Source organism: Roseicitreum antarcticum, from assembly GCF_014681765.1.
Lineage (GTDB): Bacteria > Pseudomonadota > Alphaproteobacteria > Rhodobacterales > Rhodobacteraceae > Roseicitreum > Roseicitreum antarcticum.
Genome location: NZ_CP061498.1, coordinates 1,323,814 through 1,338,340, shown reverse-complemented (window position 1 = coordinate 1,338,340; position 14,527 = coordinate 1,323,814). Strand labels below are relative to the sequence as shown.

The window sequence follows — 14,527 nt, the reverse complement described above, 5'->3', positions numbered from 1 at the left end:
CGGTCAACCACTCTTGGGAGGAGTTACCATGAAACGTCTGATATCCGCACTTGCCCTGTCCACCGCGCTGGTGTCCCCGGCATTCGCGCAAGAAACCAAGGTCATCGGGGTTTCGATCCCGGCCGCGACCCATGGCTGGGCCGGTGGCATGAACTATTTCGCGCAGGCCGCGATCACCCGGCTGGAAGCGACCTATCCGGAACTGGATTTCGTGCTGTCCACTGCATCGGACCCCTCGCGTCAGGTCAATGACATCGAGGACATGCTGGCCACCCGCAACATCGACGCGCTGGTGGTGCTGCCGTTCGAATCCGAACCCCTGACCGGCCCGGTGCAGGCCGTGGCCGATGCGGGCGTCTGGGTGACGGTTGTGGACCGTGGCCTGTCGGTCGAAGGCATCGAAGATCTGTATGTCGCGGGCGACAACCCCGGCTTTGGCCGCGTGTCGGGTGAATACATGGCGTCGCAGATGCCCGATGGCGGTGACATCGTGGTGCTGCGCGGCATCCCCACCACCATCGACAACGAGCGCGTTGCCGGGTTCGAGGAAGCGATCGAAGGCTCGGGCATCAACATCCTGGGCATGGAGCACGGCAACTGGAACCGCGACACCTCGTTTACGGTGATGCAAGACTTCCTGTCGCGCCATGAAAACATCGACGCCGTCTGGGCATCTGATGATGACATGGCCATCGGCGTTCTGGCCGCGATCGAGGCCGCGGGCCGCGATGACATCCAGTTCGTTCTGGGCGGTGCCGGCATGAAAGAGATGATCCAGCGCGCCATGGAAGGCGACAGCATGATCCCTGCCAACGTGACCTATCCGCCCTCGATGATCGCCTCGGCGATCGAGGTGACGGCGCTGGGCATGGTCTCGCAGACCCCCGTCTCGGGTGAATTCATCATCGGCTCGGTGCTCGTCACCCAGGAAAATGCCGAAGAATTCTACTACCCCGACAGCCCGTTCTGATGCGGGTCTGATCCCACAATGACCTCCCCATGGCCGGGCCTTCCGGCCATGGGTATTTTCTGAAATTCTGGAATTGCGATGGTTGCGCGATACACTTCCACACGCACACGACCCTGCGAAAGGATGCCATATGTACCTCGGGCTTGATCTGGGCACCTCGGGCCTGCGCGCGCTGCTGATCGACGCGGGGCAGCGCATCATCGGCTCGGCCAGCGCCGAGTTGTCGGTTGCGCGCCCGCATCCCGGCTGGTCGGAACAACCGCCGGGCGACTGGATCGCGGCGGCCGAAACTGCGGTTGCGGGGCTGAGGGCCGCGCACCCCACGGAATTCGCCGCCATTCGGGGCATCGGCCTCTCGGGCCAGATGCACGGTGCGACGCTCTATGACAAGGCGGACCAGCCGCTGAGCCCCTCGATCTTGTGGAACGACACCCGCGCCGCCGCCGAGGCCGCCGAACTGGACGCCCAGCCCGATTTTCGCGCCCTGACCGGCAACATCGTCTTTCCCGGCTTCACCGCGCCGAAACTCGTCTGGGTCGCGCGGCATGAACCCGAGATCTTTCGTCAGACCGCCTGTGTCTTGTTGCCGAAGGACGCGCTGCGCCTGTGGCTGACCGGCGACCGGGTGTCGGAAATGTCCGATGCCTCGGGCACCAGTTGGCTGGATGTCGGCGCGCGCGACTGGTCCGACACGCTGCTGGACGCGACCGGCCTGACCCGCGATCAGATGCCGGGGCTGGTCGAAGGGTCCGAACCCTCGGGGCAGCTGCGCGCCGACCTGCGCGCGCAATGGGGGCTGACCGGCCCAGTTACCGTTGCGGGCGGGGCAGGCGACAACGCCGCATCCGCCATCGGCATGGGCATGGTGCACGCCGGTCAGGCCTTTGTGTCACTGGGAACCTCGGGCGTGCTCTTTGCCGCCAATGACGCTTTCAGCCCGCGCCCTGAAAGCGCGGTGCATGCGTTTTGCCACGCGCTGCCCGGGCGCTGGCACCAGATGGGGGTGATCTTGTCGGCCACCGATGCGCTGAACTGGCACGCCAGGATCTGCGGCATGGATGCCGCCGCGCTCGACCGCGAGGTAGGGACCACCCTGCAACCGCCCGGCGGCGTGACCTTCCTGCCCTACCTATCGGGCGAACGCACGCCGCATAACGACGCGCGCATCCGGGGCGCTTTCGCCGGTCTGGGGCACGAGGCGGACCGCCCCGCCCTGACCCGCGCGGTAATGGAGGGCGTGGCCTTCGCACTGGCCGACAACCTTGCGGCGCTGCGCGCGGCCGGGGCGGACATCGCGCGGGTGACGGCGGTGGGCGGCGGATCGCAGTCGGATTACTGGCTCAAGGCGATTGCGACCGCCCTCGACATGCCCGTCGACCTGCCCGCGCGCGGCGATTTCGGCGCGGCCTTCGGCGCTGCCCGGCTGGGCCTGATGGCGGCCACCGGAGCCACCCCCGATACGGTATGCACGCCGCCCCCGACCGACCGCACGATCATGCCCGAACCAAAGCTGCGCGCGGCCTTCCAGGACGCGCATGCCCGCTTCAGGCGGCTCTACGAAGTGCTGGCCTGAGGGGCGGTTCGCGGTAGGGCGCTGGGTCGGAGGCGCGGGGCCGGGGCCGGGGGCGTTGGGCCGGGGCGTCTATTGGCGGCCCGCTCGCGGCAGATGCCGTCTGCGCGCCCCCGACCTGCGCCGTCCTTGGTGTGGATCATCGCCCCGGACCGCGCGCGTCTTTCACGCGCTTCCTGCGGGTTTGCCCTTTTCTTTCTGGCGAATCTGGTCTAACGCGCAGGTTCGGAAATGGCCATGCACCCTTGGAGGATGGCCTTAATTTGACATATGGAGAGTCCAATGGCTGGTGAGATCCCTGATCTTCAAGCTGCGGTACGGACGGGGACAGGCAAGGGGGCCGCTCGTCAAGCTCGTCGTGAGCACCTTGTACCCGGTATCGTTTATGGCGGCGGCGTCGACCCGCAACCGCTGAATTTTGAATACAACTACCTGATCAAGAACCTGAAAGCAGGCCGCTTTCTGTCGACCCTGTTCAACCTGAAGGTTGAAGGCCAGGACGACGTGCGGGTGATCTGCCGTGGTGTGCAGCGCGATGTCGTCAAGGGTCTGCCGACCCATGTCGACCTGATGCGCCTGCGCCGTACCAGCCGGATCAACCTGTTCATCAACGTGGAATTCATCAACCACGAACAATGTCCCGGCCTGAAACGCGGCGGCACGCTGACCGTCGTGCGGTCCGAAGTCGAACTGAAAGTCACCGCGTCCGACATCCCCGAGAAACTGATCGTCGATCTGACGGGCCTCGAAATCGGTGATGTGATTCACATCTCGAACATCGAGCTTCCGGCCGGCACCCGCGCGACCGTGGACCGTGATTTCGTGATCGGCAACGTCACCGCACCGCGCGGCCTGAAGGCCGAGGGTGCCGAGGATGAAGCCGAGGATGCCGAAGAAGAAGCGTGATCGCGCGCTTCGGCAAAGTATTGAAAGCGGGGCCTTCGGGCCCCGTTTTTGTTTGTGCGGTTCAATGCCCCTGACGTTTGTCGCGCCTGTTCCGCGCCGCCTGACACCAGAGTCCCGCCAAAGGTTCCGCGATCACCCCACCACGTAATCGTTTTGCGCGCCACCATTTTTGCCCGGAATAAAGGGCGCAGCCCGCCAGGCCGCGCCTTGGGCACGGGATTGTGGGGTTATATCGCAGGCTTGGGATAGGATCCCCCAGAGGTCGCAAGGCACCGGGTCAATTGTCACTGTAACCCAGCGTTAACCTGCGCCGCAGCAAAACAGCCGTGCAGCACCGGTTTCGATAGCGGCGAGGCTTTTGCCCGCAGCGCCCCCCTCAGACCCGCTGAAACACCACCACCGGGCCCTGCGATCCGTAGGGGTAATAGGTCAGCCCGTTGCGCGACAGCGCATCGAAGATGCGTTTGGTCCCGGCATTGCCATAGATCCGGGGATGGATTTCCATGATGACCATGCGCAGCCGGTCGGGCAGCGGCTGGTCAAACAGCGCCAGCTCGCCGCCCTCGATATCGCACGACAGCACCGTGGCCCGGCTGCCATCCAGCAGCGGGCCGATCTTCAGCGCGGGGACTTCTTGCGTCTCAGGGGCCGCGTCGGCCCAGTTCCCCACGATGGAGGACCCCCAGAATTCCTGCCGCGCGCTGAAGCTGACCTTGGCCCCGGCATAGGTGTCGGGCACCGCCGCCCCCCACAGGATCTGCGCGCCCGCCACCTTGTTGCGGGCCAGATTGGCGCGCGCCACCTCGGCCATGCGGGGAAAGGCCTCGACCCCGGTGATCGCCTTGCCGCCGATGATCCGCGCGGCCAGACAGGCCAGGTAGCCCGTGCCCGATCCCAGTTCCAGCAATCGGTCGCCGGGCAGCAGCTGGCTGGACAGCGCGCGCGCCTCGCCATGCTCGAAGGTGCCCTTTTGCAGCGCGGCCGTGACGTTTTTGCCAAGGCATTCCGCCGGGATCTCCAGGGTGATGTCGTTCAGCGTGAAGGCGGGCACCGCAACACTTTCAATGGGGAAACCTTTGCAGGTATCAGGCTCAGGCAGTGATGGTCTGCACGCTGGCATAGGTTTCCAGCACCGGCGGGCCAAGGTAGATATCGCCATGCGCCCCCGCGCCGCGATGGCTGGCGCGGAAGGCCTCGGATTTGGTCCAGGCCTCGAAATCCTCGCGGCTGTGCCACATCGTGTGCGACAGATAGATGGTGTGCGCGGCGGTGCTTTCGCCGCGCATCAGATGGAAACTGGCAAAGCCCTTGATCTTGGGCAACTGGCTGTCGCGCCCGGTCCAGATCGCTTCAAAGGTGTCTTCCTGCCCCGGCTTGATGCGGAAGCGGTTGATCGTCAGATACATGATATATGCCCGGCTGCCCCTTGGGGTGGATTTATCCGGCAATTCACGGCATCAGGGGGGCCGGGTCAACCCCTCTCGCGCCCAGGGGTGGCGTTTGTCGCAGGGGCGCGCGGGGCAGTCATGAAAGGAAATGCGCATGCAGCTATGGGTCGGTTTGGGCAATCCGGGCGCGAAATACGCGCAGAACCGCCACAACATCGGGTTCATGGCGCTGGACCGGATCGCGCAAGACCATGGTTTCGCGCCCTGGCGGACACGGTTTCAGGGCCTGTGCGCCGAAGGGACGCTGGGTGGTGCGCGCGTCACGCTGCAAAAACCGCAGACCTTCATGAACCTTTCGGGCCAGTCGGTGGGCGAGGCCACGCGGTTCTTCAAGCTGGAGGTGGGCGCGGTGACCGTGTTCCACGATGAGCTTGACCTGGCCCCCGGCAAGCTGCGGCTGAAGACCGGTGGCGGGCACGCGGGGCACAATGGCCTGCGCTCGATCCACCAGCACCTGTCGCCGGACTATGCCCGCGTCCGGCTGGGCATCGGGCATCCCGGGCATAAGGACCGCGTGGCGGGATATGTGCTGCATGATTTCGCCAAGGCGGATGCCGACTGGCTGGACGACCTGCTGCGCGGCATCTCCGACGGCGCGGTGGCACTGGCTGCGGGCGACGGGCCGGGTTTCCAGAACGCCGTGGCACGCCGCGTGGCCCCCGCGCGGTCGGGGGGCGGCGAGGGCGCGGGCACACGCGGAAAGCCGGGGCAGGGGGCCTCGGGTCCGAAGGCCAACGCGGCACCCAAACCTGATGCTGAACCAAAGCCCAAACCGGCAGCGCCCTCCCAACCCAAGGCGGAACCACAGCCCGAACCCGCGCCGGAAAAATCACCGCTGCAAAAGCTGATGGACCGCTTCCGGTAGCCGCACCGCACCGGGGCAGTCAGGAGGCCGTGCCCGGTCGCGGACCTGCGAGACATCGGCACACACGCAGTCAAGGGCCGCAATGGCAGATTCAGGCGGCGGACGCGGCCCCCCGGCCCCCGTTGCGCAATGAAGCCCTAAGCGTCGCCGCGGCCCCTGTCCCGGGCCAGCGAGGACCCGCCCTCGCTCCCGTCGGCGCCCATGCCCCATGGCTCGAATATCTGCCGGGCGGTCGCGCTGCCCTTGGGGGCCAGGTGCAGCCGCTCCCCCTCGCGCCAGATCATTTCGCGGTCCAGCGCGCGCAACAGCGCCGCCTGCACGCGCGGCGCGCGCCAGCGCAGATGGGTGTGCAGGGCGGTCGCGGTATTCTCCTCGGCGGCATTCGCATCGTCTTGATGGGTATACAGATGCGCCACCAGCGTGATGCAATCGTTGTCCAGCTTTTGCACGCGCCGGTGCAGCGTCTGGGCGATCAGCCCGTCGCGCGGCGCAAACAGCAGCGCGGCGGTAAAGAACACCCCCGTCATGCTGGCCATCATCCCGCCGATGGACACGTCCCATGCGACGGCCAGCGCATAGCCCGCCGCGCTCGAGGCGACGCCGAACCCCACCGCCAGCAGCACCATCACCCCCAGCCGCCGCGTCAGCAAGAAGGCCGTGGCCGGCGGCACGATCACGAAGGCGATGAACAACACCGCCCCCACCGCATCGAAACTGGCCACCGCCGTTACGCTGGTCAGCGTCAACAGCGCATAGAAGATCAGCGCGGGAAAGAACCCCAGCGCGGCCGCCAGCGCAGGGTCGAACACCGTCAGCTTCAGTTCCTTCCACAGCGCCAGCACGAAGCCCAGGTTGACCGCGAAGACAATCGCCAGGGTCAGCACCGCGCGCGGCACCGGCACGCCGCCCAGCGCGACCGTATCGAGCCAGACAAACGTGATCTCGCCCAAAAGCACCGTGTCCACGTCGATATGCACGTCCCGCGCAAACAGGCTGATGAGGATCACGCCCGCCGCAAACAGCGCCGGAAACACCAGCCCCACCGCCGCGTCCGACCGCACAAGGCCGGACCGCGTCACCGCTTCGGACAAGATCACGGTCAAAACCCCGGTCAGCGCCGCGCCCAGCACCGGGATGATACCCGCCGTGGCGCCCGTCAGCAGCCAGACGATGATGATGCCGAACACGATGGAATGGCTGATCGCATCGGTCAGCATGGCCGAGCCGCGCAGCACCAGAAACGTGCCCAGCAGCGCGCCCGACGCGGCAACCAGCGCGCCGGTCAGCAAGATCATGGCGGGGATGTTGTCGAAAAACGCGGCGATCATCGACGTCCCTCCGTCGGCGCATCCGTCGTTGCATCCGTCGGTGCATCCGCCAGCGCATCCGTCGGCGCATCCGCCAGCGCTTCCGTCCGCGCATCCGCCGCGCTGTCCTCGCCGGTGTCGCCGGTCTCTGCCATCCGGTCGGCGGCGCGTTGGCCTGCGTTCGTCAGTTCCCAATGGGGCGTCGTCTCGGGCGGGTGGGCGACCGACCGCACCAGCCCCCGCGCGCTTAACCGTGACAGCGCGCGCCCGGTGCCATGCCCGTGCAGCGCCTTCAGCATCCCCTGTTCGGTAGGATAGCGCACATCGTCATGCACAGCACTCAGCCCCCGCACCGACAGAAGGACGCGCCCCGCGTCCAGCCGCTGCCGCCGCACGCCGCGCGCCCAGGCCTGCCAGATCAGCCCGCGCCCCGGCGCGGCCAGCATCGACACCGCCGCCAGCGCGGTGGCGATCAACACCACAACCGGCCCCGTGGACAGCCCGCGCGCCGTGGCGCTGATCAGCGCACCACCCACGCCCGAGATCACGCCAAACGCCGCCGACAGCATCACCATCCCGCCAAGCGACCGCGTCCATTGCCGCGCCGCCGCCGCCGGTGCGATCAGCAGCGCGACCATCAAGATCACGCCCACCATCTGCAAGCCTACCACGATGGCCAGCGCCACCATGACCGTCAGCGCGACCTCCAGCGCCAGCACCGGCAGCCCAAGGCTGCGGGCATAGACCGGATCGAAGGTGATCAGCTTGAACTCTTTCCACAGCGCCAGGACCAGGATCAGCGCCAGCGCGGTCAGCCCGCCCATGATCCACAGATCGCTTTGCAGCATCGCCGCCGCCTGCCCGAACAGGAAACCGGACAGGCCCAACCCCGCAGCGCCGCCGCGCGACTGGATCAGCGTCAACAGCACGATGCCCATGGCAAAGAACACGCTCAGCACCACGCCCAGCGCCGCATCGGTCTTCAGCCGCGTGCGCCGCGCGATCAACAGCACCACCAGCGCCGCCACCCCGCCCGAGGCAAAGGCCCCGCCCAGAACCGCGCCAAGATCCCGCGTGCCCGCCACCATGAAGCCCAGACAGACGCCGGGCAGGGCGGCATGGCTCAGCGTATCGCCCAACAGGCTTTGGCCCCGCAATACCGCGAAAGCCCCCAACGTGCCCGAGATCACGCCCAGGATCGCCGCGCCCAGCGCGACGGTCTGCACCAACGAACTTGACAGCATGTCGATCATGGCGCGGGCGTCTCGATCAGCGCCAATTGCCCACCATAGGCGCGGCGCAGGTTCTCGGCGGTATAGACCTGCGATACCGCGCCCTGCGCGATGATCCGCACGTTCAGCATCACCAGCCAGTCGAAATATTGCTGCACCGTCGACAGGTCGTGATGCACCACGATGACCGTCTTGCCCGCGTCGCGCAGCCGTTGCAGCAGGGCGATGATGACCGCCTCGGTCGTGGCATCGACGCCGGCCATGGGTTCATCGAGGAAGTAGATATCGGCATCTTGCACCAATGCCCGCGCGATGAAGACGCGCTGCTGTTGCCCGCCCGACAATTGGCTGATCTGGCGCGCGGCGAAATCTTGCATCCCCACCTGTTCCAGCGCGGCCATGGCCTGCGCGCGGTGGCTGCGGCCCGGGCGGCGCAGCCAGCCGATGCGGGCGTAAAGCCCCATGGTGACCACATCCAGCGCCGTTGTCGGGAAATCCCAATCGACGGTAGAGCGTTGGGGCACATAGCCCACCCGGCCCCGCATGCCGCGCATCGGGTGGCCGAACAGCCGCACATGCCCCGCCACCGGGCGCACCAGCCCCAACACGGTTTTCAGCAAGGTTGATTTGCCCGATCCATTCGGCCCCACGATCGCCGCCATGACGCCCGGCGGCACGTCAAGGTCAATGTCCCACAGCGCGGGCGCCGCACCATAGGTGACGGTCAGGTCTTCGACATGCAGGGCGAATTGCGGCTCGTGCGGGGTCTGGTCGGGCATGGGGCCTCTGCGGGGGAAGGGGGTTTCAGGCGGGGTGGTCGGGTCGGGGGCCCAGGGTGTGGGTGATCAGATCGGACATCGGTTCGGTCAGCACGGCGCCCAGGATACGGTGCCCAGGATACAGCGCCCGATATCCAGCGCATACCATGAAGCGTCAGGGCTTTGCACAGCACTATAGGCCGGTCGCGCGCAGGTACCAGCCGTTGGTGCAGGTATCCGGCGGCACATTGGCGGGCGTGACGGTCCACGGGTCCGGCGACTGTGCCAACAACCGGGCTGCCAACAACCGGGCGGCCAAGGACCGGGCTGGCGACCGGGCGCGCTGGCTCCGAAGGCATCGCACCGCACCGGCTTCAGCCCATTGCGTGCCCGGGCTGATTGCGCGGCGCCGGGGTCATTCCCTGCGCCACCAGCCCCTGCAACGGCCCTATTGCCCCGCCAGCTCATCCGCAAATGATGCGGCCCAGCCTGCCAGCGCCCCGGGCAGCGGCGGCGGGGTGCCGCCCAGCGCGGTGGTGATCGCCACGGTATTGGCCCGGATCATGCCGATATAGGTGCCCGACGCCATCCCCGGCGCGCCCATCGCGTCGGAATACAGCGCCCCGCCGATCGCCACTTCATGCCCCAGCGCGCGGCTTTCGGCCACCATCGCCTCGACCGTGCGCGGGTTGATCGTGGTTTCCACGAAGACCGCCGGCAGGCGGATCTCGGCCACGAATTGCGCAACCTCGCGGATATCGCCGATGCTGGCCTCGGATTCGGTCGAGATCCCTTCGATCCCCTCGGATGCGTCCATCCCGTAGGCGGTGGCGAAATAGCCGAACGCGTCATGCGCGGTGACCAATTGGCGCGCGCCGTCGGGGATGCTGCCGATGCTGGCCGTGACCCACCCGTGCAGCGCGTCCAGTTCCGCGCCCAGCGCTGCGGCCTGCGCGTCCAGCATCGCGCGGCAGTCGGGGCGCGCTTCGGCAATCGCCTCGGCAATCACCGGCACGATGCGCGACCACAGCGCAACATCCATCCAGATATGCGGGTCGATCCCGCCACTCGCCGCGCGCAGGTCATCGGGCCCATAGGTCGCCGCAACCAGCCCCAGCGTGGGGGTGCGCTGTGAAAAACGCTCCAGCACCGTGGCCAGCCGCGCCTCCAGCGTCGGATGGACATAAAGGATCAGCTCTGCCGCCTGCAGTTTCGACACATCGGATGCCGTGGGCTGATAGAGATGCGGATCGCTACCCGCGCCCATCATCGCCTCGACCTCGGCACAGCCCCCCCCCACGCGCTGCGCCAGATCGGCCACCATGCCCACCGTCGCCAAAACCTGCAACGGCGCGGTATCCGCCGCGCGCGCCGGGGCGGCGACGCTCAGCGCAGCCATAAGCGGGACGAGGGTGAGGGTCTGTCGCATGGGCACTCCTTTCGGACCTTATTTGATAATGAGAATTAGTCGCAATTTGGCGAGGTGTCAACCATCAACCAAACGCCCCTTGCGCGGGCGTTCGGGGGAAACGGGCGCCCCGGAAGGGGCGGCGGGGTCAAGGATGCTGGGCGAAAGCATTGACGCCAGCGCGCCAAGGCCCGCAGACTGCCCCGGTGAAGCGTTGGCCGTGCCATCGGTGCAACACGCAGGGCAATCCATGCAGGCCGCCCCCGATCCCCGCTTCCCCGTGACGGACTGGCGCGGCAAGGGGGAATAGTATACGAATGTAATTTCCTGAACCTGTGCAGTAAGACTCGGCCAGAGCAATCGTCACATCAGAGCCGACCTGCACCCACAGCGCCCTGAAGCCCGCCGCCGATCTATTTGCGCCCGACCATTTAGACCCGACCATTTAGACCCGACCATTTAGACCCGACCACTCGGACCCGACCCACCTGCGGCCATCCCGCCAATACCGCCCCGCGTTAACCACAGGAAACCCCATGCTCTCTGAAACCTCTCGCGGCCTCATGGCCATGGTGGCGACCTGCGTGATCTGGGGGCTGTCCTCGATCTATTACAAACTGCTTTCCCACGTTCCGCCGCTGGAGGTGCTGGCCCATCGCACCCTCTGGTCGCTGGTGTTCTTTGGCTGCGTGCTGGCGCTTCAGGGGCGGCTGAACCTTGTGCGCGACATCCTGCGCAGCCCGCGCATGCTGGGGCTGGTGGCGCTGTCGGGGTTGCTGATCTCGGTCAACTGGTTCTTCTTCATCTGGTCGGTGCAGGCCGGCCGCGCGTTAGAGGCCTCGCTGGGCTATTACATCTTCCCGCTGGTCGCGGTGGCCATGGGCGCGGCTGTGCTGGGCGAGCGGTTGTCGCCCGTCAAATGGAGTGCCGTCGCGCTTGTCGCCCTCGCCGTGGCCGGGCTGACCTGGGGGCTGGGGGTGGCGCCCATCGTGTCGCTGGTGCTGGCGTTCAGCTTCGGGTGCTACGGGCTGGTGAAGCGCTGGGTCAGCGCCGGGCCGGTCGTGTCGGTCACGACCGAGGTGATGCTTCTCGCCCCTCTCGCGCTGATCTGGCTTTACGGCGCGCACGCACTGGGGTGGGGCGGGCAGGGCGCGGCCTCTGGTGCCTTCGGGCGCAACTGGTCCGACACCGCGTTGCTGATGCTTTCAGGGCCGCTGACCGGCGGGCCGTTGATCTTGTTCAGCTATGCGGGCAAACGTGTCACCTACGCCACCATCGGTCTGGTGCAATACCTCAACCCGACGATCCAGGCGGTGGTGGCGACGTTCATCTTTCTGGAGCCGTTCAGCCCCTGGCACGGCATGGCTTTCGGGGTCATCTGGGTGGCGCTGGCGCTCTATTCCGCGGAAACCTTGCGCAATGACCGCGCCGCCCGCCGCGCGCGGGTCGCGGCAGGCACACCACCTGCGGGCCCCTAGCGTTGGCGATCTGACATAGGCACCCATGGCGCTTCGCTCCTTTGTGCGAAGCGCAGGGCGCTGGTGCGACTATGGCAGTGCAGGGCGCAAGGCAGTGCAGAGCGCAAGGCGGGGCAGGGCGCAACGCAATGCTCCGGCGCCCCTCAGAAACCTCACCCCAGCGCGGCGTGCAATTCCCGCGCCAAATCCGGCACGGTCTCTACCACGGTGAAATAGTGGTGTATCGTCTCCTCGGCGAAGCCCTGCGCGATCACATGCGAGATCAGCGCCAGCAGCGGCGTCCAGAAGCCGTCGATGTTCAGGATGAAGATCGGCTTGCCGTGCAGGCCCAATTGCCGCCAGGTCAGCACCTCGAAGAACTCATCCAGCGTGCCCGCGCCGCCGGGCAGCACCACGATGGCGTCCGAGTTGACGAACATCACCTTCTTGCGCTCATGCATCGTCTCGGTCACCACCAGCGACGTCAGGTCGCGCCGCCCCACTTCGCGCGTCATCAGGTGCTGGGGGATGACGCCGAAGGTTTCGGCCCCTTCGGATTGCGCCGCGCGCGCCACTTCGCCCATCAGCCCGACATCGCCCGCGCCATAGACCAGCCGCCAGTTCGCATCGGCCAGCACCGCCCCTAACGCGCGGGCGGCGGCGACATAGGCGGGCGGGGTGCCGTTGCGGGCACCACAGAAAACACAGACCGAGCGAATTGGACGGGCCATCGTGACAAAACCTTGTATTGTTGCGAGATTTGCTCTTGATAAGGGGTTAACGCTGGCGCGACAAGCGACCCTGCGGCGATGAAATGGACAAGCACCGGAATAGCATGGCGACAGGTCAGGTAAGTAGCAAGAAGATGCTGGGCGCGGCCGTGCTGATCGCGGGCCTCGGCGCGGGCATTTTCATGCTGTCGCGTGGGCAGGCCCCTGAGGGGGCTGCCCGGGATGTTGCCAATGCGCCCGACAGCATGGCCGACACAATGGCCGACACCATGGCCGATGCCGCGTCTGACCCGGCCCCGGATGCGGCCTTGCCCGCGCCGCCGCGCTTCGACGTGGTGCGCATCGCCGCCGACGGCGCGGCGCTGGTCGCGGGGCAGGGCACGCCCGATGCCGGGCTGGCGGTGCTGGTCGATGGCGACAGCGTGTCGCAAACCATCATCGACGGGCAGGGCAGTTTCGTGACGCTCTTCGACCTTTCGCCCAGCGCCACGGCGCGGCTGATGACCCTGTCGATGCGGCTGGCTGATGGCGCGCAGATCGCGTCTGACGAAAGCGTGCTGATCGCCCCCACGCCCGCGCAGCCGGATGCTGCCCCGCAAATCGCGCAGGCGGATACCGAAGCGATGCCCGGCGATACGCAGGCGGATGATGCCGCAGCCCCCGATTCTGATGTACCCGATTCTGATGTACCCGTGTCGGATGTACCCGACCCCGCCACAGCGCAAGGCACGCAACTGGCGCAAGCGGACACCGACGCCGCGCAGCCCGCCCCCGAACAAACGGCCGAAACCCAACCCTCCCCCGGTCCTCTGGGTACACAACAGCCTGCCCCGGCGCTGAACGCGACAACGATCGGCACCTCGGGCGCGGAAACCGGAACCGACACGCCCGCTGCAGCGCCGCAAGTGGCCCTGCTGTCCGACGCAGTTGCAGGCAACGATCCCGCCGCGCGCCCCGGCGGCGCCAGTGATCTGCCCCGCGCAATGGGGGCCAACGATCAGCCGGGTGCCAACGATCAGCCCGGGGCACAAGCCACAGCCCCGATGCGCCCGGCAGGCGCCTCCGCCGCGCCCCAAGCCGACATCGGGCGCGCAACCGAACCGGCCCCAGCCCCCGACGCGCCGACCCCCCCGGGGGCCGCATCCCCCGCAGTGCTGGCCGCCGCCAACGCCCGCGATAATGGCCCCGCCGCCCCGTCTGTGCCTGACGCTGCATCCGGTCCCACGCCACAATCCGCGCCGCAATCCACACCGCAACCCGCCGCCCCGCCTGCGCTCCTCATCAGCCCGGACGGCGACATCCGCCTGCTGGGGCAGGCCAGCACCCCGACACTGCCGCAGGTCACCGATAACATCCGCATCGACGCGATCAGCTATGACACGCAGGGCGATGTGCGGCTGGTGGGCCAGACGCCGCAGCCCGAAGCGGGGGTGCGCGTCTATCTCGACAACCAGCTTGTGACCGACACCCGCAGCCTTGCCGACCGCTCATGGCGCACGGTGCTGCCTGATGTGGATACCGGGGTGTACACCCTGCGCGTCGATGCGCTGGACGATGCGGGCCGCGTCTCCTCGCGGTTCGAGACGCCCTTCCAGCGTGAGGCGCCCGCCCTGTTGCGCGCCGCGTCGGACGCCGACAGCGACACCCCCCGCATCGAGGCGATGACGGTGCAGCCCGGCAATACGCTCTGGGGGATTTCCAGCCAGACCTATGGCGATGGCTTCCTCTATGTGCGGATTTTCGAGGCCAACCGATCCCAGATCCGCGACCCCGATCTGATCTACCCCGGGCAGGTGTTTACCCTGCCGGAATAGCGCATCGCTACAGTTCCGCCCAGGCGATCCCGCTACTGCCCCCCCTGGTCCTGGTCCCTCG

At 67.2% G+C, this 14,527-nt stretch carries 13 protein-coding genes; 6 read left to right on the top strand and 7 right to left on the bottom strand.

What is annotated here, in order from left to right:
* Positions 1–28: 28 nt before the first annotated feature.
* The 3 genes from H9529_RS06380 to H9529_RS06370 all read left to right on the top strand — a co-directional run bounded on the left by H9529_RS06380 (position 29) and on the right by H9529_RS06370 (position 3,446).
* Positions 29–970, top strand: coding sequence for an ABC transporter substrate-binding protein (locus H9529_RS06380; RefSeq protein ID WP_092891066.1), 942 nt, complete (start codon positions 29–31; stop codon positions 968–970).
* 130 nt (positions 971–1,100) lie between these two features.
* A complete protein-coding gene (xylB, locus tag H9529_RS06375) occupies positions 1,101–2,543 on the top strand; it encodes a xylulokinase (RefSeq protein ID WP_092891064.1) in 1,443 nt (480 codons plus the stop codon).
* Positions 2,544–2,822: 279 nt separating this feature from the next.
* The gene (locus tag H9529_RS06370; protein ID WP_092891062.1) at positions 2,823–3,446 is read left to right on the top strand and encodes a 50S ribosomal protein L25/general stress protein Ctc; all 624 of its coding nucleotides are present in this window, start codon (positions 2,823–2,825) and stop codon (positions 3,444–3,446) included.
* A gap of 376 nt (positions 3,447–3,822) precedes the next feature.
* Here H9529_RS06370 and H9529_RS06365 read toward each other — a convergent pair whose 3' ends face one another.
* Both H9529_RS06365 and H9529_RS06360 read right to left on the bottom strand, forming a co-directional pair.
* The gene (locus H9529_RS06365; protein WP_176847191.1) at positions 3,823–4,497 is read right to left on the bottom strand and encodes an FkbM family methyltransferase; all 675 of its coding nucleotides are present in this window, start codon (positions 4,495–4,497) and stop codon (positions 3,823–3,825) included.
* Positions 4,498–4,537: 40 nt separating this feature from the next.
* Positions 4,538–4,852: an antibiotic biosynthesis monooxygenase family protein gene (locus H9529_RS06360; protein ID WP_092891058.1), complete on the bottom strand. Its 315-nt coding sequence runs from the start codon at positions 4,850–4,852 to the stop codon at positions 4,538–4,540.
* A gap of 136 nt (positions 4,853–4,988) precedes the next feature.
* Here H9529_RS06360 and pth point away from each other — a divergent pair, with 136 nt between their 5' ends.
* Positions 4,989–5,759, top strand: coding sequence for an aminoacyl-tRNA hydrolase (gene pth, locus H9529_RS06355; RefSeq protein WP_092891057.1), 771 nt, complete (start codon positions 4,989–4,991; stop codon positions 5,757–5,759).
* Between the two features lie 137 nt (positions 5,760–5,896).
* On the opposite strand, the gene H9529_RS06350 is transcribed toward pth, so the two are convergent.
* The 4 genes from H9529_RS06350 to H9529_RS06335 all read right to left on the bottom strand — a co-directional run bounded on the left by H9529_RS06350 (position 5,897) and on the right by H9529_RS06335 (position 10,485).
* Entirely contained in the window at positions 5,897–7,087 is a 1,191-nt protein-coding gene (locus tag H9529_RS06350) for a metal ABC transporter permease (RefSeq protein ID WP_092891055.1), read from the bottom strand.
* A complete protein-coding gene (locus tag H9529_RS06345; RefSeq protein WP_092891053.1) occupies positions 7,084–8,319 on the bottom strand; it encodes a metal ABC transporter permease in 1,236 nt (411 codons plus the stop codon). Before H9529_RS06345 ends, H9529_RS06350 begins: the two co-directional genes overlap by 4 nt.
* Entirely contained in the window at positions 8,316–9,077 is a 762-nt protein-coding gene (locus H9529_RS06340) for a metal ABC transporter ATP-binding protein (RefSeq protein ID WP_092891051.1), read from the bottom strand. Before H9529_RS06340 ends, H9529_RS06345 begins: the two co-directional genes overlap by 4 nt.
* 427 nt (positions 9,078–9,504) lie before the next feature.
* Positions 9,505–10,485 carry a metal ABC transporter solute-binding protein, Zn/Mn family gene (locus H9529_RS06335; RefSeq protein ID WP_092891049.1) on the bottom strand — a complete coding sequence of 327 codons (981 nt, stop codon included), beginning with the start codon at positions 10,483–10,485 and terminating at the stop codon, positions 9,505–9,507.
* Positions 10,486–11,000: 515 nt separating this feature from the next.
* On the opposite strand from H9529_RS06335, the gene rarD reads away from it, so the two are divergent.
* On the top strand, positions 11,001–11,942 hold the full coding sequence (rarD, locus tag H9529_RS06330; RefSeq protein WP_092891047.1) for an EamA family transporter RarD: 942 nt from the start codon (positions 11,001–11,003) through the stop codon (positions 11,940–11,942).
* A 152-nt stretch (positions 11,943–12,094) separates the two neighbouring features.
* Here rarD and H9529_RS06325 read toward each other — a convergent pair whose 3' ends face one another.
* Complete coding sequence (locus H9529_RS06325; protein ID WP_092891045.1) at positions 12,095–12,652, bottom strand: LOG family protein; 558 nt, start codon at positions 12,650–12,652, stop codon at positions 12,095–12,097.
* A gap of 104 nt (positions 12,653–12,756) precedes the next feature.
* Between H9529_RS06325 and H9529_RS06320 the strand changes: the two genes are divergently transcribed.
* The gene (locus H9529_RS06320) at positions 12,757–14,466 is read left to right on the top strand and encodes a LysM peptidoglycan-binding domain-containing protein (RefSeq protein WP_176847189.1); all 1,710 of its coding nucleotides are present in this window, start codon (positions 12,757–12,759) and stop codon (positions 14,464–14,466) included.
* The last annotated feature ends 61 nt before the right edge of the window (positions 14,467–14,527 follow it).

Coding starts and splice junctions, on each gene's coding strand:
- H9529_RS06380 (WP_092891066.1), top strand. CDS start 29: ATGAAACGTCTGATATCCGCACTTGCCCTGTCCACCGCGCTGGTGTCC.
- xylB (WP_092891064.1), top strand. CDS start 1,101: ATGTACCTCGGGCTTGATCTGGGCACCTCGGGCCTGCGCGCGCTGCTG.
- H9529_RS06370 (WP_092891062.1), top strand. CDS start 2,823: ATGGCTGGTGAGATCCCTGATCTTCAAGCTGCGGTACGGACGGGGACA.
- H9529_RS06360 (WP_092891058.1), bottom strand. CDS start 4,852: ATGTATCTGACGATCAACCGCTTCCGCATCAAGCCGGGGCAGGAAGAC.
- pth (WP_092891057.1), top strand. CDS start 4,989: ATGCAGCTATGGGTCGGTTTGGGCAATCCGGGCGCGAAATACGCGCAG.
- H9529_RS06350 (WP_092891055.1), bottom strand. CDS start 7,087: ATGATCGCCGCGTTTTTCGACAACATCCCCGCCATGATCTTGCTGACC.
- H9529_RS06345 (WP_092891053.1), bottom strand. CDS start 8,319: ATGATCGACATGCTGTCAAGTTCGTTGGTGCAGACCGTCGCGCTGGGC.
- H9529_RS06340 (WP_092891051.1), bottom strand. CDS start 9,077: ATGCCCGACCAGACCCCGCACGAGCCGCAATTCGCCCTGCATGTCGAA.
- H9529_RS06335 (WP_092891049.1), bottom strand. CDS start 10,485: ATGCGACAGACCCTCACCCTCGTCCCGCTTATGGCTGCGCTGAGCGTC.
- rarD (WP_092891047.1), top strand. CDS start 11,001: ATGCTCTCTGAAACCTCTCGCGGCCTCATGGCCATGGTGGCGACCTGC.
- H9529_RS06325 (WP_092891045.1), bottom strand. CDS start 12,652: ATGGCCCGTCCAATTCGCTCGGTCTGTGTTTTCTGTGGTGCCCGCAAC.
- H9529_RS06320 (WP_176847189.1), top strand. CDS start 12,757: ATGGCGACAGGTCAGGTAAGTAGCAAGAAGATGCTGGGCGCGGCCGTG.